The organism is Collinsella sp. TF11-5AC (assembly GCF_003436775.1).
Taxonomy (GTDB): domain Bacteria; phylum Actinomycetota; class Coriobacteriia; order Coriobacteriales; family Coriobacteriaceae; genus Collinsella.
Genome location: NZ_QSQO01000005.1, coordinates 56,604 through 82,733 on the forward strand (window position 1 = coordinate 56,604; position 26,130 = coordinate 82,733).

General features: G+C 61.0%; 21 protein-coding genes. 13 read left to right on the forward strand and 8 right to left on the reverse strand.

Translation table 11 applies throughout. The features are described from left to right. Positions 1 to 34 precede the first annotated feature (34 nt). A complete protein-coding gene (locus tag DXD16_RS03915) occupies positions 35 to 847 on the forward strand; it encodes an HD domain-containing protein (protein WP_117582900.1) in 813 nt (270 codons plus the stop codon). On the opposite strand, the gene DXD16_RS03920 is transcribed toward DXD16_RS03915, so the two are convergent. Genes DXD16_RS03920 through DXD16_RS03930 form a run of 3 tightly spaced genes read right to left on the reverse strand, consistent with a single transcriptional unit; the run spans position 844 to position 4,469 of the window. Beyond that, the gene (locus DXD16_RS03920; RefSeq protein WP_117655187.1) at positions 844 to 2,049 is read right to left on the reverse strand and encodes an electron transfer flavoprotein subunit alpha; all 1,206 of its coding nucleotides are present in this window, start codon (positions 2,047 to 2,049) and stop codon (positions 844 to 846) included. The two genes, DXD16_RS03915 and DXD16_RS03920, sit on opposite strands and share 4 nt — an antisense overlap. Further along, positions 2,050 to 2,865, reverse strand: a complete 816-nt coding sequence (locus DXD16_RS03925; protein WP_089573320.1) for an electron transfer flavoprotein subunit beta/FixA family protein — start codon at positions 2,863 to 2,865, stop codon at positions 2,050 to 2,052. It lies immediately after the preceding gene. 2 nt (positions 2,866 to 2,867) lie between these two features. Continuing rightward, positions 2,868 to 4,469: an FAD-binding oxidoreductase gene (locus DXD16_RS03930; protein WP_117655188.1), complete on the reverse strand. Its 1,602-nt coding sequence runs from the start codon at positions 4,467 to 4,469 to the stop codon at positions 2,868 to 2,870. Positions 4,470 to 4,814: 345 nt separating this feature from the next. Here DXD16_RS03930 and DXD16_RS03940 point away from each other — a divergent pair, with 345 nt between their 5' ends. The 9 genes from DXD16_RS03940 (at position 4,815) to DXD16_RS03980 (ending at position 14,553) form a co-directional block, all read left to right on the forward strand. Further along, a complete protein-coding gene (locus DXD16_RS03940; RefSeq protein WP_089573322.1) occupies positions 4,815 to 5,111 on the forward strand; it encodes a hypothetical protein in 297 nt (98 codons plus the stop codon). Next, positions 5,108 to 5,617 carry a hypothetical protein gene (locus tag DXD16_RS03945; RefSeq protein ID WP_117629648.1) on the forward strand — a complete coding sequence of 170 codons (510 nt, stop codon included), beginning with the start codon at positions 5,108 to 5,110 and terminating at the stop codon, positions 5,615 to 5,617. The genes DXD16_RS03940 and DXD16_RS03945 overlap by 4 nt, the downstream gene beginning before the upstream one ends. 90 nt (positions 5,618 to 5,707) lie before the next feature. Beyond that, a complete protein-coding gene (locus DXD16_RS03950) occupies positions 5,708 to 6,307 on the forward strand; it encodes a hypothetical protein (RefSeq protein ID WP_089573324.1) in 600 nt (199 codons plus the stop codon). A gap of 46 nt (positions 6,308 to 6,353) precedes the next feature. Beyond that, positions 6,354 to 6,569, forward strand: coding sequence for a hypothetical protein (locus DXD16_RS03955; RefSeq protein ID WP_147325188.1), 216 nt, complete (start codon positions 6,354 to 6,356; stop codon positions 6,567 to 6,569). Positions 6,570 to 6,587: 18 nt separating this feature from the next. After that, positions 6,588 to 8,018 (forward strand): hypothetical protein, encoded by a 1,431-nt coding sequence (locus DXD16_RS03960; RefSeq protein ID WP_117645731.1) that lies wholly within the window; start codon positions 6,588 to 6,590, stop codon positions 8,016 to 8,018. 118 nt (positions 8,019 to 8,136) lie between these two features. After that, positions 8,137 to 8,853 (forward strand): DUF554 domain-containing protein, encoded by a 717-nt coding sequence (locus tag DXD16_RS03965; protein ID WP_172622415.1) that lies wholly within the window; start codon positions 8,137 to 8,139, stop codon positions 8,851 to 8,853. Positions 8,854 to 8,940: 87 nt separating this feature from the next. Further along, positions 8,941 to 10,695, forward strand: a complete 1,755-nt coding sequence (locus DXD16_RS03970; RefSeq protein WP_233502597.1) for a TerB N-terminal domain-containing protein — start codon at positions 8,941 to 8,943, stop codon at positions 10,693 to 10,695. After that, on the forward strand, positions 10,688 to 11,992 hold the full coding sequence (locus tag DXD16_RS03975) for an ATP-binding protein (protein WP_117655190.1): 1,305 nt from the start codon (positions 10,688 to 10,690) through the stop codon (positions 11,990 to 11,992). Before DXD16_RS03970 ends, DXD16_RS03975 begins: the two co-directional genes overlap by 8 nt. 116 nt (positions 11,993 to 12,108) lie before the next feature. Beyond that, on the forward strand, positions 12,109 to 14,553 hold the full coding sequence (locus tag DXD16_RS03980; RefSeq protein ID WP_117655191.1) for a DEAD/DEAH box helicase: 2,445 nt from the start codon (positions 12,109 to 12,111) through the stop codon (positions 14,551 to 14,553). Positions 14,554 to 14,578: 25 nt separating this feature from the next. Here the strand turns inward: DXD16_RS03980 and DXD16_RS03985 are convergent, their stop codons facing one another. The 4 genes from DXD16_RS03985 to DXD16_RS04000 form a co-directional block, all read right to left on the reverse strand. Then, complete coding sequence (locus DXD16_RS03985; RefSeq protein ID WP_117655192.1) at positions 14,579 to 15,454, reverse strand: spermidine synthase; 876 nt, start codon at positions 15,452 to 15,454, stop codon at positions 14,579 to 14,581. Further along, positions 15,455 to 17,362, reverse strand: coding sequence for an elongator complex protein 3 (locus DXD16_RS03990; protein WP_117655193.1), 1,908 nt, complete (start codon positions 17,360 to 17,362; stop codon positions 15,455 to 15,457). A 97-nt stretch (positions 17,363 to 17,459) separates the two neighbouring features. Continuing rightward, the gene (locus DXD16_RS03995; protein ID WP_117655194.1) at positions 17,460 to 18,359 is read right to left on the reverse strand and encodes a DUF4097 family beta strand repeat-containing protein; all 900 of its coding nucleotides are present in this window, start codon (positions 18,357 to 18,359) and stop codon (positions 17,460 to 17,462) included. Continuing rightward, complete coding sequence (locus DXD16_RS04000; RefSeq protein WP_117655195.1) at positions 18,356 to 19,072, reverse strand: helix-turn-helix domain-containing protein; 717 nt, start codon at positions 19,070 to 19,072, stop codon at positions 18,356 to 18,358. Before DXD16_RS04000 ends, DXD16_RS03995 begins: the two co-directional genes overlap by 4 nt. 267 nt (positions 19,073 to 19,339) lie before the next feature. Here DXD16_RS04000 and DXD16_RS04005 point away from each other — a divergent pair, with 267 nt between their 5' ends. The 3 genes from DXD16_RS04005 to DXD16_RS04015 all read left to right on the forward strand — a co-directional run bounded on the left by DXD16_RS04005 (position 19,340) and on the right by DXD16_RS04015 (position 24,164). After that, positions 19,340 to 20,212, forward strand: coding sequence for a hypothetical protein (locus tag DXD16_RS04005; RefSeq protein ID WP_117645745.1), 873 nt, complete (start codon positions 19,340 to 19,342; stop codon positions 20,210 to 20,212). A 119-nt stretch (positions 20,213 to 20,331) separates the two neighbouring features. Beyond that, positions 20,332 to 21,171, forward strand: a complete 840-nt coding sequence (locus DXD16_RS04010; protein WP_117655196.1) for a tRNA (guanosine(46)-N(7))-methyltransferase TrmB — start codon at positions 20,332 to 20,334, stop codon at positions 21,169 to 21,171. Positions 21,172 to 21,482: 311 nt separating this feature from the next. Then, the gene (locus DXD16_RS04015; RefSeq protein WP_117655197.1) at positions 21,483 to 24,164 is read left to right on the forward strand and encodes an RNA helicase; all 2,682 of its coding nucleotides are present in this window, start codon (positions 21,483 to 21,485) and stop codon (positions 24,162 to 24,164) included. A 79-nt stretch (positions 24,165 to 24,243) separates the two neighbouring features. Here the strand turns inward: DXD16_RS04015 and DXD16_RS04020 are convergent, their stop codons facing one another. Then, on the reverse strand, positions 24,244 to 26,001 hold the full coding sequence (locus DXD16_RS04020; RefSeq protein ID WP_117655198.1) for a DUF2130 domain-containing protein: 1,758 nt from the start codon (positions 25,999 to 26,001) through the stop codon (positions 24,244 to 24,246). Between the last annotated feature and the right edge of the window lie 129 nt (positions 26,002 to 26,130).

Here is a 26,130-nt window from a genome sequence, read left to right on the forward strand (position 1 = left end):
CGGATCGAAAGACACAACTTTTTAGGAAGTCATTATGACAGCTATCGATCGAGACCGGGCGCGCGCGGCCTTCAAAAGCTACACCGATGCCTACGACGCCACCAACCCACGCATCGCGCTCAAAATCGAGCATACGTACCACGTGGCCGAGGCATGCGATGCCGTAGCGCGCGAGCAGGGCTGGTCGTCAGAAGATATTGACCTGGCATGGCTTTGCGGCCTGCTGCACGATATGGGCCGCTTTGAGCAGCTGCGACGCTGGGACACCTTTAAGGACGCCGAGAGCATGAGCCATGCAGTGCTGGGCATCGAGGTCCTCTTTGGCGAGAATCCCGCCGATGCACCCGCCGTAATGAGCATCCGCGACTTTATCGATGACCCGGCAGAAGATGAGCTCATCCGAGCGAGCATCGCCTATCACAGCGATTTCCGTCTACCCGCACAGCTCGACGAGCGCACGCGGAGCTTCTGCGACATCGTGCGCGATGGCGACAAGATCGACATTATGCGCACCATCGCCGACAGCACCGTCGACACCGTCCTCAAGGTGGATGAGGACACGTTTCTCGCCAGCCACTTCTCGACACCGGCGCTTACCGCCTTTGACGAGCACCGCTGCGTCGCGCGCGATGAGCGCGATGAGCCCGCCGACTTCTTGGTGGGGCTTATCTGCTTTATGTTTGAGCTCGTCTATCCGGCAAGCCGCGCGCTGGCGCGCGAGCAAGGCGATATCTACCGCCTGCTCGACGCGCCCTTTGGCATTACGCGGCCCTTTACCGACCCCGCCACGCAGGCAACCTGGAGCCGCCTAAAGGACGAGATGCGCGACTGGCTGGCGCGTGCCTAGCGCTCAAACTGGGCCAGCAGCTCCTCGACGACCTCGACGGCATCACCGACAACCTTGTACTGGGCAGCACCAAAGATGGGGGCATCCGGGTCCTCGTTGATGGCGATAATGCACTCCGCCCCACCGATGCCGGCAAGATGCTGGATGGCGCCCGAAACACCGATACTCACGAGAAGCTTGGGCGAGACCGATACACCCGTCTGGCCAATTTGGTGGCGATACTCCAACCAGCCTGCCTCCACAATGGGACGCGTGCAACCAAGCTCGGCACCCAGGGCATCGGCGAGCTTTCGCATCAGGGCCAGATTCTTCTTGGAGCCGATGCCGCGGCCCACCACGACCAGGCGCTCGGCATCGGCAATTGAGGCCTGCTGTCCCCACTCCTCGGCGGGAATCGAGATCTCGACGCGGGCCTTAACGTCATCCGCAAGCACTACCTGGGTAATCGTGCCGGAGCGGCTATAGTCAAACTCGGGCGCCTTAAAGATGCCGGGGCGCACCGTTGCCATCTGAGGACGGTGGTTGGGGCAGATAATGGTGGCCATCAGGTTGCCGCCAAACGCCGGGCGCGTCTGCTGCAGCAGACCCGTCTCCGTATCCATAGAAAGCACCGTGCAATCGGCCGTAAGACCCGTCTGCAAGCGCACGGCCACACCGGGCGCCAGCTCGCGACCAAAGGCGGTCGCGCCGTACAGAATGGCCTCGGGCTTGCGCTCGGCTACCAAATCGCAGATCAAGCGAGCGTAGACCTCCGCGTCGTTCTGACGCAGGCGCTCGTCACGACAGACCAGAACTTCGTCCGCACCGGCGCAAATCAGATGCTCCAGGTCCCCGAGTGAGCCCTCGGGGCTCATGCCGACCAGTGCCACCAGACGGCAGCCGCGGGCATCGGCAAGCTCGCGCCCCTTGCCCATGAGCTCGAAGGCCACGGATGCAACGGCATCGTGCTCGTCAGTCTGCACGAAGATCCAGATGTCTCGATATGCGTCAAGGTCTGCCGCGCCGGCGGCCTCGTCGCGCTCAATCGAGATGGCGTTGACGGGGCAGGCGTCGACGCACCCACCGCACAGGATACAGCCGTCGGTTACGCGGGCACAGCGATTGGGGCGCTCACCCTCCACCACAATGCCGCCCGAGGCGCAGGCGCGAACGCAGCGACCGCAGCCGATACAGGCTTCGCTATCGATAATCAGCCCGCTCATCTATGCCATCCCCTCGATAATCTTGGCAAGTTTTACCGCCTGCTCGGACGCCGTTCCCTCGACGGCCTCGCACGTTTGGTCACGGTCGGGCACAAACGAGCGCACGACCTGCGTCGGTGATCCGGCAAGGCCGCAACGCGAGGGGTCGGCGTTTACGTCGGCAGCGCTGGCCACGCGCACGTCTGCATCCTCGGCCGCGCGAATACCGGCAATACTCGGCATGCGCAGCTGGCCAATCTCCTTGGCAGTCGTCATCGCACACGGCATCTCCAGGTACACCGTCTCCTCGCCGGCATCGCAGCCGTGAACGAGCGCCAGCGAGCCACACGTCGTAAATCCCGCGCTCTGCACACAGCTCACGTCGGTCACGCAGGGGACCCCAAAGGCGCCGGCCAGCTCGGGGCCGATCTGGGCCGTATCGCCGTCCACCGCCATCTTGCCGCAGATGAGCAGGTCAAAGTCCTCATCGAGTGCCTCGATGCCGCATTTGAGGGCATAGGTGGTGGCTAGGGTATCGGCGCCCGCAAAGGCGCGATCGGTCAGCAGCAGCGCGTCGTCGGCACCGCGGGCGATGCAGTCGCGCAGCAGCGATTCGGTCGCGGGGATGCCCATCGACACCACCGTCACACGCACGTCCATGCCAAAGCCGATAAAGTCGTCCTTCAGCGCTAGCGCACATTCGAGGGCACTTGCATCGAAGGGATTAATGACCGCCTGCTTGCCATCACGCACGATAGTATTGGTCTTGGGGTCCATCTTGACCTCGGTGCTTCCGGGCACCGCCTTGACGCACACCACCATATGGAAATCACTCATCTTCACGCGCCCCCTTTCTGGACGAGTTCATCCAAGAGCTTCTCCGTAAACAGGTTGCCGCGACCCAACTGGCCGGCAGGATCGAGCTGGAGTTTGAGGCGCGCCGACTCGACCATGGCCTCGTGGCCGTACATCGTCTCCAAGAAGCCCGCCTTGATCTTGCCGACGCCGTGTTCGGCAGAAACGGCACCGCCCATGGCCGTGACCTCGGAAGCCCACTGGGCAAAGAGCTCTCCACCACGACGGTAGTCTTGCGCATCGCGCGGCAGGATGTTCACATGCAGATGGTTGTTCCCGATGTGTCCCCAGGCAGCAGACTCAAGCCCGCTTTCGGCCAGCGTGCGGCGATAGAGGGCCATGACATCGGCAAGGCGTGCATTGGGCACCGACATATCCGATCCCAGCTTGGTAATGGTGGGGTCGGTGCGGCGACGCTCGTCAATGAGCATGTTGACGCTCTCGGGCACCGCGTGGCGGAAGAACCGCTGGCACTCGCGATCGACTTCGGTGCGGGCGACCCATGTCGCATCGTCGCGGCCGCCCGCAAACTCCAGCACCCATCCAAGGTGGTACAGCTCCTCGGTCGCCTGCGCCTCGTCATCGCAGTCGAGCTCCACGTAGACACAGACCTTTGCCTCGTCGTCGAGCGCCGGCAGCGAGGCAAACGCTGTCGACTGCTCGCGCTGGCGACGCAGGATATCCAGGGCGCCAGCATCGAAATACTCAATAGCGGCGGCATGGGACAGCACGGGACGCACGGAATCGGTAAAGGACACGGCCTTGTCTTCGCTATCGAAAAAGCAACTCACACCCCATACGACCGAAGGTGCCGCCTGCAGGGCGATCTCGAGCTCGGTAATGACGCCGAGCGTGCCGCACGCACCGATAAAAAGATCGATGGCGTCCATATCGTCCGCAACAAAATACCCCGAGGCATTTTTGGTCTTGGGCATGGTGTAGTCAGGAAGATCAAGCTCGAATGTATGACCCTCTGCCGTCACGAGCGACAGGTGGCGGCCCTGGGCAAAAGCCTCGCCGCGCTGAAGCTCAAGCAAATCGCCATCAGCCAGCGCGACGTGGAGTCCCGTGATATGCGGGCGCATGGGGCCGTAAGCGTAGCTGCGGGCGCCGGAGGCGTTGCATGCCGCCATGCCACCCAGACAGGCAGATGCCTCGGTGGGATCGGTGGGAAAGAACTGCTCGGGGGACTCTTGGAACTCCTCGTAGGCCTCAAGCGATGCCTGGTCCCAACCAGCGGTCGGCAGTACCTTCTTGCTCAGCTGCTTGCGCAGCTCCGAGAGCACAACGCCCGGCTCCACGCGCAGCAGAAATTGGCCTTGTTCATCGCGGCGAAGGCCCAAGTAGCGATTCATACGGGAAGTATTGAGGATATGCCCACCGTGGGGCACGGCACCGGCGGCAAGGCCGGTTCGGGCGCCCTGAACCGTTACCGGGACACGCTCGGCATGGAGCGTTTCCAAAATGGCACGGACCTCGTCTTCCGTTGTCGGAAACGAGATGCTCGATGCTTCGCCCGATGCACGAGATTCATCGCGGCCATACTCTTCGAACTCATCGGTGAAGGGTTTGATGGTTGCAGACACGCGAACTCCCCCTTTAGCTAACTACAGTGTTTGCAGGGAGATGTTACCGCATCGTTTCGTCGACGTGTTCGAGACCGTCTCCATAATTGGCGATTTTTACGTTTGTGCAATTCGGCGAACGGCAAGGCTTCCTCGGCAGACGATGCTTTTGACACATATCGCCCCGCCGTCGCCGACCGCTCGATTGTCGCTCGAAAAAAGTTGAAGTAATTTTTCCACCTTTTACCTGCGGAGATGTCAATCCGTCAAGCATTTGGTCAGAAATTGGTCAAGTAGCGGCTGATACGGTCGGCGTCGACAGCCAAAACCGATAGAAGTTTTGGCCCCAGAAGCAGGGAGGTTCCCATGGCATATTACTGGCCCCAGTACGGCGTCGCCATCGAAGTCGACGACGATCCCTATCTCCTGCCTTTCGACGAAGAGGCGTTCCCCGATACGGCGGTCTACCACGTCACCACCGATGTTATCTGCGACCCCGAGTCGTTCTCGGCGCTCGCCCACCACATCGCGCGTATCCACGACATCGAGCTCCCTCACGACTTTGACGAGCTCATCTACTCGCGCCGCCTGATGCTTCACATGCTCTTTGGAGCGGACCCGTCCACGTTCGCACGTGTCTACACCACCAAGGACGCCGCATGAGTGCGAAGAAGCCGCCCCGCCTCGCAGGACTGGGGCGTCGCAAGAAACTCGTCGTTGTCTGCCTGGCTATCGCCTGCGCCCTCATCGCCGTAGGGCTATACGCCTGGCAGTCGCAGCCCGTGCCCGAAGCGGGCGCCTCAGTCACGACGGCAGAGGGTAAATCGCGACAAGAAATCCAAGATGAGCTCGATGCCATCGTCCGCGACAACATGATGACGATTTCGGTCGCGCCGGTCGCTCAGCTACAGGAGGACGGCAAGCTGCGCGTCAACGTGCAAAACGTCCAAGACAATAAATTTCCCCAGCGATTCCGCGTCATCCAAAACGACGAGACCATGTACGAATCCGGTGTGGTCGAGACCGGCAAGACAATCGAGACGTGCCCCGCCGGCGACATCAAAGAAGGAGAGGCATACATCGAGATCCAGGCACTCGATGCCAAGACCCTCGACAGCCACGGCAATCCGACACGTGTCAAGGTACGGGTTGAGCAAGCCGAGAACTAGCTTTTTCGGCCGACGCGACACCGCACGCAATTCACCAGCATTCGTCCAATCATCGCGGGGACGGCCCGCGGCGAATAGAAAGGAACGACCATGGACATCACCAGGAACATGAACGGAGCCAGAGCGCTCGTCGTGGGCGCAGGGCTCGCGCTCGCGCTCGCAATGGGCGCCGCCCCGACGCCAGCTCTGGCAGCCGGGCGCGTTGGAACCACGAAAGTAATGGTCAGGACCGAGATCGACAACGTAGAGTTCAAAGTTCCGACGGTTATTCCCTTCGTCGCCAAGGCCGACGGCACGCTTCAGGGCCCCTCAGAAGACGCGACCACCATCGACAATCATTCGGCCTACGGCATCCATGTCACCAACATGAAGATCGACGCCATGAACACCTGGACCATTGCCGCCGACGCCAAGGCCGGAACCGCGCAGAATTCCATCGACTTTAAGGTCGGCCCCGACGGCGCACTCCAGAACGCCAGCGCCGCAATGCAGGAGACGGGCCTCGATCTTTCCAAGAATGCAGCCTTCGACATGGGCTACCAGGGCATTGCCGGCGGCACGGACAAAATTAAGCTCAAGACAAGCGGAAACGTCGCCCGCGTCACGCGCGACATCTTCCGCGTAACCGGCGAAGGCGATCAGGTTGCAACGATCACCTGGACGGTCGAGCCCGGTGCGCACACGGCATAAGGCCGTCGCCCTGGCCGCCGTCAGTATCCTAGCGTTTGGGCCAGCCATGGCCTTTGCCCAGCAAGAACAGGCGCAGGCCGCCACGCAAGTGACGGTCGACCTCTCGGAGCTCGACCGCGGCAACTGCAAGGAACCGTTGGCACAGACAGACGACAGACGATGGCTCTTGGCAGCAGGCGCCACGGCAGCAGGTGCGGGAACCGCCGGCCTCGGTCTGCACATCAAACGCAGCCAGAAACGAAACACGGACAGGCCGCACTAAATTAGCTAAGGAGACCCCATGGCATCGAAGAACCTTTTGCCCGTCGTCGCACTCTGCGGCGCGCTCGCAACCGGAACGCCTGTCGCCGCTTGGGCGACTCCCGTCATGGCAGACTCCTTACCAGCAGCCCTAAGCTCCGCACCAAATCCGTCGAGCGCCATTGCGTGCAAGCGTTTTTCGTTCGCACAGGCCGCAATCTCAACCTCGGGATGCCTTCGTCGTAATACGGACGGCTCGATAGTCGTGGATATCAATCGTTCGAACAAGGCAAACGGCTCCCAGGCGGGGTGCGCCGTCTGCACATGGCGCTCGATTGTGCTCGATGCAGATGGCGATCCGTGCGATTTGGGGTTGCGCATCGATATCGCTTCGGTCGATGACTCGGCGAACGGAGCGAAGGTCGCCTTCGACGGTGCGTTTTTCGAGAAAGGAGGCGGTATATGTCTGGGCTGCGCCGCCGCGAATGCAGACGATGTGCAGCCCACCCTCTCATTCACGGCATCGCTGCGGCTGACCAAGGCGGGCACCGATGCCATCGCGGCGGGAGAAGCATCCCTGCTGTTCTACGCCGTCAGCACCAAAGACACAGACGCTCATTTCGAGAAGTCAGCCGGATCACTCAGCCTTACACGAGGGATAGAGGCAGGCCCTATTGAAATCGATGCCCACGCGCAAAGCAGGCAACGCATTCTTGCCGACCCGGCGCTTCTCGAAATGGAGTGGAACGGATCCGGAGCCATCGGGATTGTCCCCTCCGCGCTTGACGCCAAGACGCTCCCCTCAAACGACGAACCCATCAACGCAACCATACAAGAAGAGAGCACGGACAAAGAAGCAGGTGCGGGCGACACGCCGTCGCCGACAAACAGCGTCCCAGCTTCTTTCGAAGCGCCGAATGAGCCCGCTACCGGTCCAAACGATCCCGAGCTCGCGGACAGTCTGGGACTTGCTGATCCTCAGGAGATCGATGAAGGTAACTGCTGCGTGCTTGCCGCCCTCGACCACACAGAGGTCATCGATGCTGCAAACATCGAAGTTGCCGCCGCCAATCAGCCCGTCCGCAAGTCGGCCATCATCGCATTTCCCGAATCCATCGAAGTCGTCTTTTTGCCATCAGGCGAGGTCGTGGCCCCAACACTGCTCACCTTGTTGGGCGCCAAGAATACTCGAAACGAAATTAAAAAGGTCACGGTTGTCGACCCTGCAACCACCGCTAAACTGCGTTTATACGCCGTTGCCCCAGACGGAGGCAAGACCTTGGAATTCGATGGCGACACACTTCTAGCCTGGCGACGTCTGGACATTATGCAAGACGTTTCGTATCAGATCGAACTCGAAGGGTTTGATCGTGCCCGCGATGCCAATATCATCGCCGCGGCTATTGAATCCCCACAGCGGCTTATGACACTGCGCTTTGACTACTATCCCTATGTCCCGACAACCACCTGAGGCTTAAATGCTGCGCATCATTCCTAATACCACTTATATAACGTATTAGATGAGTCGCGATGTGCCTCGCATTTCGTTCTGCTACGATTGCCACGTTGGCATCAATACAGGAGGGCTCATGCCGGGCTTGGGAACAATCATCAACGTTGCGCTTTTAGTTGCGGGCGGTCTTTTGGGATTAGCGGGCGGCCGCTTCATTACACCGCGCATCCAAGACACGCTCATGAAAGCATCGGGGCTGTGCGTCCTGTTTATCGGCCTGGGCGGCACCATGCAAAAGATGCTCATCATCGATGGAAAGGCGCTAGCGACCACCGGTACCACCATGCTCATCGTCTCATTTGCGCTCGGTTCGCTCATCGGCGAGGCCATCAACTTGGAGGCCGCCATCGAGAACCTTGGCGAATGGCTCAAGCGCAAGACTGGCAGTGAGGGCGATAACGAGTTCACCAACGCTTTTGTCTCGACTTCACTCACCGTGTGCATCGGCGCCATGGCCATTGTGGGATCGATCCAGGACGGCCTGCTCGGCGACTGGTCAACGCTTGCCCTCAAGGGCGCACTGGACTGCATCATCGTCTGCACCATGACGGCCTCGCTTGGCCGCGGCTGCATCTTCTCCGCCCTGCCCGTCGCCGTGTTCCAGGGGACGATCACGTTGTTTGCCGGCGCGCTCTCCCCCATCATGACCACAGCTGCCCTCAACAGCCTTTCGCTCGTAGGCTCCATGCTCATCTTCTGCGTCGGCGTCAACCTCATCCGTCCTCAGACCTTCCGCACGGCCAATATGCTTCCCTCCGTCGTCATCGCCGTCATCTACGCCCTCCTGTTCTAAATCTATCAACGCAGCGGTATCTCGAACATCTGTTTGATGCTGTGCTATGATATGAGGTCACCGTAGCTGCGTTCGAGAGGAGGAGCGGTGGCCGACCAGGACATCAAGATGCTCATCGAGCGCATCATGGCCGAGGCCCGGACCCATCAGTCCGCCCGCTTCTCAAACGAAACCTACGCAGACGAGCCGATTCTCAAAACCGGCCGACAGATGCAGAATTTCCTCCCCGACCAGTACCGTAAAATGCGCGAGATATCGCGCTGGCAGGATGACCCCAAGGGCGGTGCGGGCCGCTGGCTTTCGGAAGCCGAGCTTTTTTACCGCCAGGGCCTGCTGATGGCCGACTTTGAGGACGACTGTCCCTACAACGGCACCTTTAAGTCGTACTTTCCCACCTACAACGCCATGAGCGACCGGCAACTGCGCGGCTACTTTACCTGGCGTGCCCAAGTGCGCCGCGGAACCGTCGAGGAAACGTCTACGTCCTTTGCCTTTCTGTATCTCTATGAGCTGATCTGCGGCATTGGCGTAGATAATCCACTCGATGGTTTTAACAAGATCAAGGCTTTTTGGGATGTCTATCGCGCCTTCGAGCCCAACATCGACCGGTTTGCGCGCGTGTGGCTGCAAGATTACGCCGTGTTCCACGGGCTCGACCCCAAGCTGCTTCGCGACTCTAAAACCGTCATGTTCGATAACGCCCTTATCGAACTGCGGCGCGCGGCACGAGACCTTGTACCGGCACCGTCCGGCCAGACCCCTAAGCGTCGCAAAACCTCCGAGCCCACGCTCCCCCTTCCGCCCGATGAGGTGCGCGAGGAGCGACTCATGGCCGCCATCAACGCCCTCTCCACGTACAACCTAAGTAGCTCGCGGCTCGACCGCAGCCACCACCGCGATCTGCGCCACGTGGCGTGCGCCGTGTATGTCCGCATGGCGCGCTACTATGACACGCACCGAAAGACCGGCATCGTGGCAAGTTTATTTGGGGAGGAGACGGCCATGTCCTACACCATGTTTGCCTCGGCCGTATTCTTTGCGCCCGAGCGCCACGAGGACTGCGAATACCGTCTGGACCCCATCCATATCTACCGTTGCCAAAACGGTTTTTGGGAATGCATGCGGATTCACGGCAGCAGACAAAAGAGCAGCAAACTTGGCGAGATGATGCGCGCCTGCGACCAACGCCTGCGCCTGGCCCTGGACCCTGCCCATCCCCTTAAGGAAGAAAAGGTCCCCAAATATCTGGCCAAGATTATCGATGACGAGATTGTAGCATGGCTTTCGTGGGACGCCGCACGCCAGCCCGTCAAGATCGATATCGATCTGAGCCAGCTGGGGCACATTCGGAGCGCTGCCGCACAAACGCGCGAAGCGCTTTTGATCGACGAGGAACGCGAGGACGGCGCGTCCGCAGAAGCCGAGGCAGCGGACTCAGGGCAACCGGAAGCCGAGCCCGTAGCCGACGCGACGGTCGAGGCGGTCGCGGCGGCCGCAGGGCAGGACGAGTCAGACGAGCCGACCATATCCACCGAACAGTTTGGTGTCGTGGCACCGCTTCTCGCGCCGACGCCCGCGTTCGCAGCTGCTGCGCCCGCTGACGCCACGAACGAACTCGCGCTCGCCGCAGACGCCTATCTCCGCGCGCTGCTCGAGCACAACGCAGTACAGGCGGAATCGGCGGTAGTGCAATCGGAGCAGAGCGAGGACATGCTCGTCGATACCATCAACGAGGCGCTCTTTGACCTGGTGGGCGACACCGTAATTGAATTTAGCGCGGCAGGGCCGCAGATTATCGAGGACTACGAAGCAGACGTGAGAGGATACCTAGACCATGAGTGATACCGCATCCGCAGCACCTCGCGTGCCCAAGCGCGTCGCTGCCGTCATTCTCAACTCGCTCAAGGGCGGCGTGGTCCCGCGCATCGGCCTTCCTTACATCACCGTAGGCCGCGAGGTCGAGATCCGCGCCCTGCTCACCGATCTGAGCCTCATCGCCGACGGTGGGGCGAGCTTCCGCTTCCTGGTCGGTCGCTACGGCGCCGGCAAGAGCTTTTTGCTCCAAACCATCCGAACGCATGCCATGGGCGAGGGATTCGTCGTCGCCGATGCAGACTTATCCCCCGAGCGCCGTCTGCAGGGCGGGCAGGGGCAGGGCCTTGCCACCTACCGCGAGCTCATACGCAATATATCGACCAAGACGCGCCCCGAGGGCGGTGCGCTCAACCTTATTCTTGATCGCTGGGTCGCCTCGTGCGCCGACGTCGACGAGTCGGTCGTCAATGCCCAACTGGCCCCGCTCGAGGAAATGGTCCACGGCTTCGACTTCACCCGCATGCTCCGCCGCTATCGCACGGCCGTATCCGAGGGCGACGAAGAAGCCATGAGCCGCGTGACCAAATGGATCCGCGGCGAATACCGTACCAAGAGCGAGGCTCGCGCCGAGCTGGGTTCCTCAACCATCATCAGCGATGACGACTGGTACGACTACGTTAAGCTCATTGCGCGATTTTTGGTCTGCAGCGGCTACAAGGGCATGCTGGTGCTCATCGACGAGCTCGTGAATCTGTATAAGATTCCCAACGCCATCACGCGCCAATACAACTACGAGAAGATCCTGACCATGTACAACGACACGCTCCAGGGCAAGGCGCAGTACCTGGGCATGATCATGGGTGGCACGCCAACCTCCATCGAAGACCGCCGCCGCGGCGTGTTCTCCTACGAGGCCCTGCGCAGCCGACTCGCTCAGGGCCGCTTTGCGCGCGAAGACCTTAAGGACATGCTCGCGCCCATCATCCGCCTGCAGCCACTCACCTATGAGGAGTTGCTGGTGCTCATCGAAAAACTCATGCAAATCCATGCCGGTTACTTTGGCTGGACGCCCACGCTTACCGAGAACGACTTGGTGGACTTCCTCAAGATTGAGTTTGGCCGCGTGGGAGCCGATACGCACTTGACGCCGCGTGAAGTCATTCGTGACTTTATCGAGTTGCTCGACATCCTATGCCAAAACCCCGACGCCAACGTGGCCGAGCTGCTGCAAAGCGTCGGCGGCGACGCGCTGGCGCCGGCAGCCGCAACAGGCGACACCGATACCGCAGGCGGCGACCGTAACTTCGCCGAATTCACCATCTAACCTGCCAAAAAGGGACAGGTTTATTTTGGCAGGCTCTATCTGGGCAAACGTTGAAGCAGTAATGCAGCAAGCCACTGCCCGCCGCGTTGAGAGATTCGCTTTTGAAAGGAGGCCTCGTGAACGCCTTTGACCGCTACGCCCCGTTTATCCAAGACTTCATCTACTCCCACGATTGGGAGAGCTTGCGCTCTATCCAGGTTGCGGCAGCTGATGCCATCTTTAACACGCAAGATAATGTGCTCCTGACGGCATCCACGGCTTCCGGCAAAACCGAGGCAGCCTTCTTTCCCATCCTGACCGAGTTTTGGGAGAACCCGCCCGCAAGCGTGGGCGCCCTCTACATTGGCCCCCTCAAGGCGCTCATCAACGACCAATTCGTCCGCCTCAACGACCTGTGCGAAGAAGCCGATATCCCCGTCTGGCACTGGCATGGCGATGTCTCGCAATCACACAAGGCCAAACTCATCAAAAAACCGAGCGGCATCCTACAGATTACGCCCGAGTCGCTCGAGGCGCTCCTGATCCATAAGCACATGGCGATCCCGCGCATGTTTTGCGACCTGCGCTATGTGGTCATCGACGAGGTCCATTCGCTCATGCGCGGCGACCGTGGCGGGCAAACGCTCTGCCTTATTGAGCGCCTTTCGTGCATGGCGGGCGTACAGCCCCGCCGTATTGGCCTTTCGGCCACCATCGGCGACCCCGAGCGCACGGGTGCCTTTCTCTCACAGGGAACGGGCCGCGACTGCGTTATCCCCCGTTTTGAGGAACCGCGCCGCGTGTGGCGCATCTCCATGGAGCACTTCTATAACTCGGGTCCCCAGGCGCAGCAGCGAGGATTCGAGAGCGCAGGTCCCCAAGAGGCCGAGGTGCTTGCGTGCGAGCGCATCGAGGCGGCGACGCCCACGGCACTACCCACCGGCACCCAGGACAGACGTCACAGCGGACAACTCACGCAGGAGGAGCGCCGCCAGCGTCGCGAACAGGCACAGGACAAGGCTACTTCCAGGGATCGCCGCGCTTCCTCGGCCCCCGAGGGCGAAGTCGACATCCCACGGGCAACCGAACAGGCACTGCTCAACCCCACCGACACCGCGCCCGAAAACGCCGACCCCGGCATGGGCTACATCTTTGAACACACGCGCGGCCGCAAGTGCCTGGTCTTTGCCAACTCGCGCGAGGAGGCAGAGGCCGTATGCTCCATGCTGCGCAGCTACTGCGAGAGCCGACACGAGCCCGACCGCTTTCTCATCCACCACGGCAATCTTTCGGCGTCGCTACGCGAGACGGCAGAAGAGCTCATGCGCGACGAGGAACAGGCGCAGACAACCGTCACCACCTCCACGCTGGAGCTCGGCATTGATATCGGTCGCCTGGAGCGCGCGTTTCAGATCGATGCACCGTTTACCGTCAGCTCCTTTTTGCAGCGCATGGGACGCACGGGACGCCGCGATCTTCCGCCCGAGATGTGGTTTGTCATGCGCGAGGAGGAACCCGAGCCGCGCACGATGATGCCCGAGACCATTCCGTGGAAGCTCCTCCAGGGCATCGCGCTCGTACAACTCTATCGCGAGGAAAAGTGGGTCGAGCCGCCCGAGCTCGATCGACTCCCCTACAGTTTGCTCTATCACCAGACCATGTCGACGCTCGCCAGCACCGGCGAGCTCACACCGGCCGAGCTTGCTCAGCGTGTGCTCACGCTCAGCTATTTCCACCGCGTCTCAGCCGATGACTATCGCATTCTGCTGCGCCACCTCATCAAGATCGACCACATCCAGGCCACCGGGGGCGGTGGGCTCATCGTGGGTCTCGCGGGCGAGCGCATCATCAACAATTTTAAGTTCTACGCTGTGTTCCAGGAAAACGAGGAGTTTACCGTTCGCAGCGAATCGGCCGAGCTGGGCACGATCGTCAATCCCCCACCGCCCGGCGAGCGCATCGCCATCGCCGGACATTGCTGGATTGTCGAGGAAGTGGACTGGAAGCGTCACACCGTCTTTGCCACGCAGGTCAAGGGCCGTGTGCCGGCCTACTTTGGCGACTGCCCCGGCGACATCAATACACATGTGCTCGAACGCATGCGCGAGGCGCTCAACGAGCACGCGGCATATCCGTATCTCATGGGCAACGCGCGGGCCCGCTTGGCGCAGGCTCGCCATACGGCCGAGATTTCGGGCGCGGGAACCAAGCCGCTCATTAACCTGGGCGGCGACACCTGGGTGCTCTTCCCCTGGCTGGGTAGCTACGCCTTTTTGGCACTCGAGCGCATGCTCAAGATCAAGTGTGCCGCGGAACTGGGCCTTCGCGGACTCGACCCTTCACGCCCGTACTTTATGCAGTTTAAGATGAAGGCCGACGAGGAGACGTTCTTTGAGGTACTCGCCGCCGAGGCCGAAAAGGACTTCGATCCCATCGAGCTCGTCTATCCCGGCGAGGTGCCTTATTTTGATCGCTACGACGAGTACGTTCCCGAGGAGCTTGTGCGCAAAGGCTTCGCCGAAGGCGTGCTCGACATCGAGGGTATGAAGCAACGTGTCCGCAGCTGGCGCGACCACACCTAAGACGGGACTGACTACTCCCAATAGGCTAGTCGTGGAGAGCGGTGCCAAGGAAGTCGGCGTCGAAGGGCACGGCTTCGGCAAAGGCATAGTCGCCGTCACTGGCGATGAGCAGGTAGTTTTCCTCGCCGCCAAACTCCGCATCGCCACATGGGACCACCCAGGCGTGGGCGAATACCTCGAGTGCCGTGGCAGCGCAGTCGCGCAGGAACGTCACGTCGCTCCCCTCGTTTGCGCTCACGATATTGGCAACGTAGATACCCCCGGGGTTCAGGCTGCCTCGCACCAAACGCAACGCCTCAACCGTCACCAGCTCGCGTACGGGCTCGGCACCGCCAAAGCAATCGCTCACGACCACATCGTAGCGACGATGACCCACGCTCGTCACGCCCAGATACGAGCGAGCCTCAGCGGTAATCACCCGCAGGCGGTCGCCCACCATGCGCTCCAGCTCGTCCAGGTAAAACCAACGACGTGCCAGGCGCGTAATCTCGGCATCGTACTCAATGACGTCCATGCGCAAGCTCTCGTGCGACATCAGCGCAAACTTGGGATAGGCAAACCCGCCGCCGCCCAACATGAGCATGCGGTCGATACCGTGACCATAGGCGTCATGCATTGCGCGCTCAGCCTCAAACACGTCGTCAAACGCACGATAGTACGCAAAGACGGGCTCCGCCCAACGCTCGCCAACGTAGCTTGCGCTTTGGTAGACTCCGCCTTGCACCAACACGCGAATCTCATCGCCGCCCTCATCGTGCACGCGTTTCACACGCGCCAACCCATTGCGGGTTCGCGCAACCTGCAGACAGACAGCACGAACAGCGACAGCGGCCGCACCAAGCGCCGCGGCTCCCAGAGCAACGCCGGCAACGACGCCGGCAGAAACACTCGGCTTGTTCATCTAGAGCTCCTTTTGCAGATAAAGGCCATGGTCATAAAATCCAAGATGGCGATAGTACTCGCGCGTACCGATCGCGCTGATCACGTTGATGTACGTATAGCCAGCGTCCCGAGCTATCTGGCACGCACGCTCCACGAGCAAACGTCCCAATCCATGGTGCTGCGCTGCCTGGCCCTGATCGCCCACGCGCGCCGCCATGCCATACACGTGCACCTCACGAATCATCGCCTCGTCCGGCATCGTCGGCAGCTCGTCCGCATGTGCGGCAACAAAAGCGCGATCGGGCAGCGACAACCGCAAAAAGCCCGCGATCTTGCCCCGCGGCGTCACCCACTGCAAAAAGCGCTCGTAAGTCACCGGCGTCTCGTACGCTACTTCCTCATCAAGAGATAGCTCATCCAAGTCGGCACCCGCCGTGCTGATCTCGCGATAGCGAATCTCACGCACCGTCGCACCGTCACCCCGAGCAGCCAGGCGGTTCTCGACGAGCTGACGCAGGTTGGGCTTCTTGTTGCCCACCATGATGTCATCGGAACTAAAGTCGCGAATCATGCGGCTGATGCGGCAGAATGCCGGCGTCACCACGATGTCATCGGCCAACACATCGAGCAGTTCTTCCTCGGTATAGGGGCGCCACTCGCCGCGCTCGTAGCAGCCCACCAGGCGCGAGCCCTCGATGAGCGCACACGGGTAGACTTTGACCTCGTCGGGCATAAAGGCACCCTCGGTCATAAAGCGCTCGTAGTCGCGTTTGTCCCCCTCGGGCGTGGCGCCCAGCAAGTTGAGCATAAAATGCGCATGGATCTTAAAGCCAAACAGGCGTGCAAGCGAAAACGCCCGCTCGATCTGCGCCACCGAAATGCGACGCTCGTTGATATCGAGCAGGTGCTGGTCGAGGCTCTGGATGCCGATCTGGATCTTGGTGCAGCCCAGACGGCGGATGAGTGTGAGCGCCTGCGGCGTTACGGCATCGGGGCGCGTCTCGATAACGAGCCCCACCACACGATGCTTCGCCGTCTCGTTGATGCGTTGCTGCCGCTCAAGCTCCTCCATCGTCGCCGTCTGCCACTCGGCGACCTCGCCCCAAGGCGTACCGGGGCCATATAGGCGACGCACCGCGCGGTTATAGCCACCCACGGCGGCGTCCACACGCCCTTGCTCGCCGACAACGCCGGCAGCAAGCTCAGCCTCATCGGTCGCAACACCAGCGGCCCTATAGCGCTCGCGACGCTCCGCCACCACCGGCGGCAGGGCGTCGGCAGGCGCGTCATCGAGCAGGCGCCCCGCCTCGGCGCGGCTGATGCCCGGACGCGCCAGCATGGGGTTAGCTGCCACGCCAGCAACGGCGTCATCGTTCAACGCGCGGAAAAGCTCCGACATAAACCACGTTTGATACCCTTGCGGATAGTCGCTCCAGGTACCGCCAAGGACGATGAGCTCAATCTTGTCGGTCGCATGACCCATCTGCGAAAGCGCCGTCAGACGAGCGCTCACCTGCAGATACGGATCAAAGCAGTTTTGCTCCGCACGGGCACACGCCGGCTCAGCGTGCAGATAGCTCTTGGGCATGCGCAGATCATTGGGACAAAATAGGCAATCGCCCGAGCATGGCCAGGGCTTGGTGATGACAGTAATGGTCGCCACGCCCGAAGCCGTTCGGCGCGGCTTCATGCGCAGGATCTGCAGCAACTGACGCTCCAGTTCGGCGTCGACATTCCACCCAGCCCAACGAGCCGGTTCCTCACGTTTAACCCGCTGGTAAAACGGCAGCAGTCGGCGCTTGGCCAGGTCGCGTTTGTCGGCGCCCTCGCGGCGTGCCTCGGCATGTATCAGTTTGACGAGCGCCTTGTCGTCCACGGTCTCACCGCGACGCAGAGCCTCGAGTATGTTCAAGATAATCTGTTCCATGTCCCCATTGTAAAGGCAAAGGCGCCGAAGCCGACCACGGCCCCGGCGCCTCCATCAAAGAGAATGCCTATATGCACCGATCTCCGAAAACCGCCCATCACTCCGAATCAAACGACATGTCGCCCGAACCGACCTTAAAACGATACGTGGCAGATTTATCACCGTTGTCGAATTCAAGATTCAAAATGGTCTCGCCGTCGTAGCCAAGCGGAAGGAAATCACTCTCGAAGTCACCGCTGCCCACGGTGAGGCTCGCCTTAAAGCCCGTAGAGTTCGGAACCGATATCTCCACATCGCCCGAGTCCACGCTTACGTCCATCGACTTCGCGGGGGCCTGGTAGAGCTCGAACGTCACATCGCCCGAACCGACCTCAGCACTGAGCGCATCAGTCACGCTGCCCGTAAACTCTACATCTCCCGCACCCAGGAAAAGGTCAAAACCATCACAGATGACACCGGCAATCTGCAGATCACCCGAGCCCACGTGCGCGTTGATCCCCTTCAGATGTTCGGCAACACGGCGCGGCAGCTCGACCGTAACTGAGCGATCGATTGCCTTACCGTCATCACTTCCAAACTGGGAAACCTTGAGCGTCGAGTCCTCGACGGATGCGATGTTTTGCGTCGCGGCCTTGGAGGCATCCATACCCTTGGCAACGCGTCCCCGCTCGATAACGCGAGCCTTGTTGCCATCAACAACCTTGACGTCCACCGAAGCCGCATTGATATCGAAATCGAGGTAGCGGAACTCATCGGCATCAAAAGTCGTGCTCGAAAGCTGCTGAGGCCGAGCGGAATAGTTACCGCTATTCAAGGAATCGTCCTCGTCAAACATATCGTCAAAATCAGACAAATGGCCAGATAGAATACCGGTCGTACGCACAATATCGGAATGAGCCAATAGCCGCGAAGTGCCAAAGACAAGCCCGATAATGAGCACAAACGCCCCGATGCCAACGCCCAGGCGCACCTTAGACTCACGCGAGAGCTTCATCATTCATCACCCTCTTTGACACTCGGCTCAGCGCTGGTCGCGGTAGCCACGTCAGTATCAACCGCAACGGAAACATCCTGAGCCCTAACTGCCACCGGCGCCGGACCAACCTGAATATCCCCGCGTGCCCAGTCGCCATCGAGCGCACGCGCCACCCAGTGATAGATGGGGATCGTAAAGAAAATCAGTGCAGCAAAGGGGCCGCCACCAAACAGGAACATCAGCAAAAAGAACAACAGCCAGCACACGGCCCAATACGGAAACGACTGGAACGGACCTTTCACCGGAGTCGGATTGACCGCACCGGTGCCCGTCACCTGCGCCGTCGCGGCGTTAGCCGCCTGCGCGCTCCAGCTTGCAGCTTGCGCCGCCTTGGCAGCCGCATCACTTGCCTGCGTTGCCGCCTCGGTTGCGCGTGCCGCCGCCTCGTGGGTACGGGCGCGTTCCGCCGCCTCGGCCTCGCGCTGGCGGGCGCGGTCCTCGTTCTCAAATTCGATATCGTCCTCGATCTCGTCGCTCGGATTGAGTAGCTCGTCCAGACTCACGCCATAGAGCTTGGCAAGCGAGATCAGGTTCTCGGTATCGGGCGAGCTCTCCGCGCGCTCCCATTTACTGACCGCTTGGCGCGACAGCCCCAGCTTTCGCGCCAACCCTTCTTGGCTAAAGCCCTTGCTGCGGCGAAGGTCGGCGAGCCGCTGCGCAGTTTCTACATTCATGGTTCCTCCTATGTGATGCCAGCCGTGCCGCCGGACCGTTTTTGTTCTTAAGGCGCCTTGCACAGTTAAAAATCTATCCGCCACCGCCAAAAGCATGCCACCTATTCTAGTGAGATTTTTGACAACCGGCGGTTGCGGGTGCATATGAGCTGCGGAAATGTGTCCAAACAAAGCAATGACCCGTAGCTTGGTTGTCCCCGTTGCGGCGTTAACGGTAGTATGGTCGTACTGTTTATTCCACACCGCCAATGGAGGGAGTTCCGCGCCGTGAACCGCGATTTCGCCTCATCGCTCATCCAGCTCAACAATACGTTCTATCGCGAGCACTCCGCCTCCTTTTCCGATACGCGCCAGGCCCCGTGGCCCGGCTGGGTGCGCACCATGGACATCGCGCTCGAACAGCTCGACGTCGCCACGATCGAGCACCCCGTCCGCGTGTTCGATCTCGCCTGCGGCAATATGCGATTCGAGAACTTTGCCGCCGGCGGGGCACTTGCCGCCAAGGGCGTCGACGGCGCAAACCCCTCGGCAGATGCCAGCTGCCCGTTTGAGTTCTATGGTGTCGACTCGTGCCAAGATCTGGCAATAGACGCCCACGGCCACGCCCTGCGCATTCCCAACCTGCACTTCCAGGAACTCGATGCGCTCGACGCCCTCATGAAGCTCAACCCCGCCGAGACGCCCGATGTGCTTTTCGATGCCCCGCTCGCCGATATCTCGGTCTGCTTTGGCTTTATGCACCACGTGCCGTCATGCGAGTACCGCGTGCGCGTGCTCGACGCCCTGGTGCGCCAGACGCGCCCGGGCGGCATCATCGCTATCAGCTTTTGGGAGTTTATGAACGACGAGCGCATGGCGCGCAAGGCCGTTCGCGCCGAGGCCCGCGCCGAGCTCGCACCACCGTTTGAGGGATACGATTCCGCACAGTTCGAGGCCGGCGATCACCTCATCGGCTGGCAAAACGACCGCCACGCCTACCGCTATTGCCATCACTTTGACGATCAGCAGATCACCGACCTGGTGCGCGGCGTCCGTACGTTCTACAAAAGCGGCGAGGTCCCCGTGCGCGAGCTCGAGCGTTTCCACGCCGACGGCCGTAGCGGCGAGCTCAACCGCTATGTAATCCTCAAGCGCCTGTAGGCATCGACGACTCGCCGCCGGGCCGCGCCGCAACGTTCGGGCAAACTATGCCCATCTTTTTCCAACCCATTGACGGAACGCGCCTGCAATGTGTTCCATACGTATGACCAAGGAGCCTCATGGGAGCCGTTCACGTTCGCACCCCTAAGAACTTTGTGCTCGAGGAGCGCCTGGAGCGCTACGCCAATGCGATTGAGACGAACCCCGAGGCCTATGCCGGGAATTGGCGCGAAGCCTGCGCGCCAGCCGGCGGCGCACCCTTCACCCGCCTTCATCTGGATCTGGGCTGCGGCAAAGGCACCTATCTGGTTGAGCAAGCTCGCCGTGAGCCCGACACGCTCTTTATCGGTATGGACCAGGAGCCCATCTGCATCGCCTATGCCGCACAGAAAATCTGCGAGCAGGGGCTGTCCAACGCACTCGTCCTGCCCCGAGGTGCCGCATCGCTGCCGCAGCTATTTGCCGCAGGCGAGCTCGACGCCATCACCATCAACTTTCCCACGCCGCAGCCCAAGGCCAAGTACGCCAAAAAAAGACTCGTCCATGTCGACCATCTGATGCTCTACCGCCCGCTCTTTGCAGCCGGTGCTACCGTCACGCTGCGCACCGACAGTAAGCCATTGCGCGACTACGCCCTGGGGCAGTTTGCCGCGGCCGGCTACGACACACTTTGGGTAAGTGACGACGTCCGCCGCGACCATCCCGAACATCCCGAGACCGAATACGAATGCCGCACGCGCGAGATGGGTGCCGTCGTCTATGGCATTTGCGCCACACCCGGCGCGCAGCCCAGCGATGAACAGCTCGCGGCGGGCCGCGCGCAGGAGCAAAGCCTTGCCTGCTACCTGCCCGAAAACCTCGATGAGCTCACCTATGTACCTCTGGGTATGGAAGAGGCCGTCGAGAACTTTAGAAACCGCGCCCGTAAAGGCAAGAAGCGCCTGCCGCAAGAGTCCTAGGGGCTTCTGATGGTCGCGGCGTCGGCAAACAAGCGCAAATTGGCGCCAGCGAACGGCCCTCAAACCTAAGTGAGTAGACTTTTTTGCAATAGCCAGGCACAGCCCGCATAGCGAAACATAAAACCGCAGGTAGAACCCTTACGCAAAAGTCATGTGCTCGCAATATCGCAAAAAGTCTACTCACTTGGCTAGCGACTACACTAAACGGCTGGGCAGAACGCCCATTTCCTGCATTTTCTTGCCTGCGAACGCATCGATGCGACGCTACGCCATAATAGTTGGCGAACAATCGCGAGAGAAAGCAACCACACATGGCACAGACCACGACAGATACCGCCGCCAGCACCGTCTCGGGCGCCGGCGCCGCCAGCTCATTCTCGGGCGGCACGGGAACCGAGGCCGAGTTCGGCTCGCTCGGCGCGCTCTCCCCCGCTTGGTGGGAGCCCGAGGATGGCAGCGAGCCCGAACCGTGGCTCACGCCCGATCAGGCCTTCGAGCGCTTCTTTGAATGGACGAGCGACCGCGGCATCGAGCTGTGGGATCACCAAGAAGAGGCCCTCATGGACCTGGCTGCCGGCGATCACGTCATTTTGGGCACACCGACCGGATCGGGCAAGTCGCTTGTCGCGCTGGGCATGCTCTTTATGGGCATGGCGCAGGGCAAGCGCTGCTATTACACGGCCCCCATCAAGGCCTTGGTCAGCGAAAAGTTCTTCGACCTGGTACAGGTGCTCGGCCGCGATAACGTCGGTATGATCACCGGCGACACGCATATCAATACCAAAGCGCCCGTCATCTGCTGCACGGCAGAGATCCTTGCTAACGACGCACTGCGCGAGGGCGAAGATGCCGATGTGGGCTGCGTCGCCATGGACGAGTTCCACTACTTTGCCGACCCCGATCGCGGTTGGGCCTGGCAGGTACCGCTGCTCACCCTGCCTCACACACAATTCATGCTCATGAGCGCCACGCTCGGCGATGTCACCGCGATCGCCGCCTCACTCGAGGAGCACACCGGCGCCGCGTGCGATCTGGTCGTCGATGCCCCACGCCCCGTGCCGCTGAGCTACGACTACGTGACGACCTCGCTCGAGGGCACCGTCGAGCTCGCAATGCGCCGCGGCGAGGCCCCGCTCTACATCGTGCACTTTAGCCAGGACGCCGCACTTGCGACGGCGCAATCCCTCGCCAACTTTGGTATTGCCAGCAAGGAGCAGCGCGAGGCCATCAAGGAGGCGGCCAAGGGCACGAGCTTCTCGACGGCCTTTGGCAAGATTCTTAAGCGCTTGCTCGGATGCGGCGTCGGCGTGCACCATGCTGGCATGTTGCCGCGCTATCGTCTGCTGGTCGAGCGCTTGGCACAACAGGGCCTGTTGCCCGTCATCTGCGGCACCGATACGCTCGGCGTCGGCATCAACGTGCCCATCCATACCGTGGTGCTCACCGCGCTCACCAAGTTCGACGGCTACAAGATGCGTCGTCTGCGCGCCCGCGAGTTTCATCAGATTGCCGGTCGCGCCGGCCGCTCGGGCTTCGATACCGAGGGCATGGTGATTGCCGAGGCACCCGAGCACGAGATCGAGAATGCCAAGCTCATGGCCAAGGCGGGCGACGACCCCAAGAAGCTCCGCAAGATTAAAAAGAAGAAGGCCCCCGAGGGCTTTGTCACCTGGAACAAGCAGACCTTTGAGCGCCTGATCGAGACGCAGCCCGAAACGCTCAAGCCGCGCCTTCGCATCACACACTCCATGGTGATTAGCGTGGTCGAACAGGGCGGCGACGCCCGTGCCCGCGTGCACGACCTCATCGAGACGAGCCTGCAAACGCCCGAGGAAAAGGCAAAGCTCGAGGTTCGCGCCGACGAAATCTTCGCCACGCTCATCGATTCCGGTGTCGTCGTTCGCACCGAGGTGCCGCCCGCACCCGACGCTCCGGCTGACGCCGCGCCGGACATCGACTACGCGCTGACGGTCGACCTGCCCGAGGACTTTGCGCTCGATCAGCCGCTCTCGCCGTTCTTGCTCGCCGCGTTGGAGCTGCTCGATCCCGAGAGCGAGACCTATACCATGGATTTAATCTCAATGGTCGAGGCGACGCTCGAAGATCCCAAGCAAGTGCTGCGTGCGCAGGAGCGTGCCGCACGCGATCGAGCTATGGCCGAGATGAAGGCCGACGGCATCGAGTATGAGGAGCGTCTGGAGCGCATTCAAGACGTCACGTACGAAAAGCCGCTCGAGGATTTGCTCGACGCCGCTTTTGACAAGTACTGCCAGGAAGTACCCTGGGCAAACGACTACCAGCTCTCTCCCAAGAGCGTCCTGCGCGATATGCTGGAAAGCGCGAGCGATTTTAAGGGCTACATTCAAAAGCTCGGCATCGCCCGCTCCGAGGGCATTTTGCTGCGCTACCTGGCAGAGGCTTACCGTTCGCTCGACCGCACCGTACCCATCGAGAAGCGCGACGAGCGCCTGCGCGACATTATCTCGTGGCTGGGCTTTGTGGTGCGCTCGGTCGACTCGAGCCTGGTGGACGAGTGGGAGAACGCCGGCAACCCGGCAGCCCTCGACGCCGCGCCGCCGCAGGGCATCGACGAGGTCGTGGCGGACCGTCGCGGCTGCACGCTGTTGGTGCGCAACGCGCTCTTCCGCCGCGTGACTCTTGCCGCCCGCGAGCATGTGCGCGACCTGGGCGAACTCGACGACGACTGGGGCATGAGCGAGATCCGCTGGCAAAAAGCACTCGACGCTTACCACGAGCAGCACGAGGAGATTCTCACCGACGGCGACGCGCGCTCCTCTGCTATGTTCTCGATCGACGAGTCCGACGAGAAGGCGCTCCACGTGTGGCACGTGCACCAGATTTTTGCCGACGAGGACGGCGACCACGACTTTGGCATCATGGGCGATGTCGATCTGGACGCCACGCAAGACGGTGGCGAGGTCATCTTCAAGAACTACCGCGTCGGTTTTATCGAGGATTTGCTCGAGGATTAGCCAAGCATATTGGGACGAAACGAAGCGGGGCTGTTGGCAACATCGCCAGCAGCCCCGCTTTTTCACTATCCGCTATGCCTTACTCGGCATCCTCGACCTCATACGAATCCGCCTCGGCTGGCTCCTCGTTTGTCTCTGGCGCAGCCTCGCGCGCCTCGTCAAACGCTGCCTTCATGGTCTTGTTGCCCCATGTGAGCTTGCGAATGGTAAGCTCATCGGCCTTGTTGTGGGCCAAGCGTAGGTTCTCGGTGCTGCGGCGCAAGTCGTCCTTGGTCTTCTCGAGCTGCTTAATGGCGGCATCGATCTCCTTGATTGCCGACTCGAATTGCTTGCTCGCCAGGTTGTAGTTGCGCGAGAAGCCATCCTTGAACTTCTCCATCTTGGCTTCGAAGTTCGTGACATCGATATTCTGCTGTTTGTACTCCGCCAGTTCCTGCTTATAGCGAAGCGAACCCATAGCGGCGTTGCGAAGGAGCGTAATCATGGGGATGAAGAACTGCGGGCGGATCACGTACATCTTCTCATAGCGGTAACTCACGTCGACGATACCCGCGTTATAGAGGTCACTCTCGGGCTCCAGCAGGGTGCAGAGCACCGCATACTCGCAGCCTTTCTGGCGGCGATCGTGATCGAGTTTCTTAAAGAAATCCTCGTTCTTGTGTTTGGTCGCGGTCTCGTCGTTCTCGTTTTTCATCTCGAACATGATCGAAATGATCTCGTTGCCGCTCTCGTCACACTCGCGGAAGATAAAGTCGCCCTTGGTACCCTCGGATGCATCGTTATCCTTCTCGAAATACGCGTTGGGAAACGCCGTCATGCGCAGGCGGTTAAACTCGGTCTCGCAGTGCTGCTCGAGCGACTCGCCCACCATCTTGGTGGACAGGCGGACCTTCATGTCCTTAAGGCGCTCAATCTCTTCATCCTTGTAGCGAATCAGCTCCTCGTTCGCGCGCTTGGTCTGCGCAAGTTCGAGCTCGTGTGCCGCCTTGGCCTGCTCCTCGCGTGAATCGCGCACCGCCAGCTCACTCGTGAGCTTGGCGCGGGCCTCGTCACGCTCACGCTCCGCCGCGGCGACCGCCGCCGATAGGTTCATCTTGGCCGTCAGTTCCTGTTCGCGCAGCTGAGCACGCAGACCCTCGGCCTCCTGCTCGGACTGAGCCTTTGCGACGGAAAACTTCTCCTGAACCTTCGCGCGATAGTCAGCAAGCGTACGTTCGGCCTCGCTGCGAGCGGCCTCGAGCTCACGCTGCGACTCGGCCGCAGCAGCAGCAAGCGCCATCTCCTGGGCCTTGTCCGCCGCGGCGAGCCTGGCTTGCAGCTCGGCAATCTGGGCATCACGCGCGGACAGGTCGTTTTGAACAGCATTGCGTGCCGCCGCCTCGACAAGCCTAGCTTCATCATCTTTGCGCTCCAACTGCGCACGTAAATTGTCGATCTCGCGCTGAAGCTCGGCATTCTCCTTTTGAGCATCGGAACGGGCCTCAACCGCCGCGCGCTGACTTGCACTCTCGCGCTCTGCGGCAGCGCCTTCGAGCTTGGCGCGCAGCTCGGCAAGCTCAGCGTCGCGCTTGGCGAGTTCTTGCGCCAGCTGCTGGGCTGCAGCGTTCTTCTGCTCGACAAGCTGAGCGTCGCGCTGAGACTCTGCCTTTTGCAAGGCAGCCGTCGAGCGCGAGCGCTCAAGCTCCAGCGCCTGCTCGCCCTCGCGCTGAACAGCCTTCACGCGCTCGTCCAGGTCGCGCGAGAACTCGGCGTCGCGCACCTGCTTGACGATATCCGCATAACCGGACGCATCGACCTTAAAAACTTCGCCGCAATGCGGGCACTTGATCTCGTTCATGGCAGCTCCTCGATGGACGCAAATTTCAACCGCCTACACTCTACCGCGCCGCACGGACAAAAAAGACTCCGCCATAATGCCGGCGACGACGCCAGAACCACCACAAAGGTGCCTGCCCCCTTTGTGGTG

Coding starts and splice junctions, on each gene's coding strand:
- DXD16_RS03985 (WP_117655192.1), bottom strand. CDS start 15,454: ATGAACAAGCCGAGTGTTTCTGCCGGCGTCGTTGCCGGCGTTGCTCTG.
- DXD16_RS03960 (WP_117645731.1), top strand. CDS start 6,588: ATGGCATCGAAGAACCTTTTGCCCGTCGTCGCACTCTGCGGCGCGCTC.
- DXD16_RS04015 (WP_117655197.1), top strand. CDS start 21,483: ATGGCACAGACCACGACAGATACCGCCGCCAGCACCGTCTCGGGCGCC.
- DXD16_RS03925 (WP_089573320.1), bottom strand. CDS start 2,865: ATGAGTGATTTCCATATGGTGGTGTGCGTCAAGGCGGTGCCCGGAAGC.
- DXD16_RS03955 (WP_147325188.1), top strand. CDS start 6,354: ATGGCCTTTGCCCAGCAAGAACAGGCGCAGGCCGCCACGCAAGTGACG.
- DXD16_RS04010 (WP_117655196.1), top strand. CDS start 20,332: ATGGGAGCCGTTCACGTTCGCACCCCTAAGAACTTTGTGCTCGAGGAG.
- DXD16_RS03920 (WP_117655187.1), bottom strand. CDS start 2,049: ATGAGCGGGCTGATTATCGATAGCGAAGCCTGTATCGGCTGCGGTCGC.
- DXD16_RS03915 (WP_117582900.1), top strand. CDS start 35: ATGACAGCTATCGATCGAGACCGGGCGCGCGCGGCCTTCAAAAGCTAC.
- DXD16_RS04020 (WP_117655198.1), bottom strand. CDS start 26,001: ATGAACGAGATCAAGTGCCCGCATTGCGGCGAAGTTTTTAAGGTCGAT.
- DXD16_RS03965 (WP_172622415.1), top strand. CDS start 8,137: ATGCCGGGCTTGGGAACAATCATCAACGTTGCGCTTTTAGTTGCGGGC.
- DXD16_RS03995 (WP_117655194.1), bottom strand. CDS start 18,359: ATGATGAAGCTCTCGCGTGAGTCTAAGGTGCGCCTGGGCGTTGGCATC.
- DXD16_RS03990 (WP_117655193.1), bottom strand. CDS start 17,362: ATGGAACAGATTATCTTGAACATACTCGAGGCTCTGCGTCGCGGTGAG.
- DXD16_RS04000 (WP_117655195.1), bottom strand. CDS start 19,072: ATGAATGTAGAAACTGCGCAGCGGCTCGCCGACCTTCGCCGCAGCAAG.
- DXD16_RS03940 (WP_089573322.1), top strand. CDS start 4,815: ATGGCATATTACTGGCCCCAGTACGGCGTCGCCATCGAAGTCGACGAC.
- DXD16_RS03950 (WP_089573324.1), top strand. CDS start 5,708: ATGGACATCACCAGGAACATGAACGGAGCCAGAGCGCTCGTCGTGGGC.
- DXD16_RS03945 (WP_117629648.1), top strand. CDS start 5,108: ATGAGTGCGAAGAAGCCGCCCCGCCTCGCAGGACTGGGGCGTCGCAAG.
- DXD16_RS03975 (WP_117655190.1), top strand. CDS start 10,688: ATGAGTGATACCGCATCCGCAGCACCTCGCGTGCCCAAGCGCGTCGCT.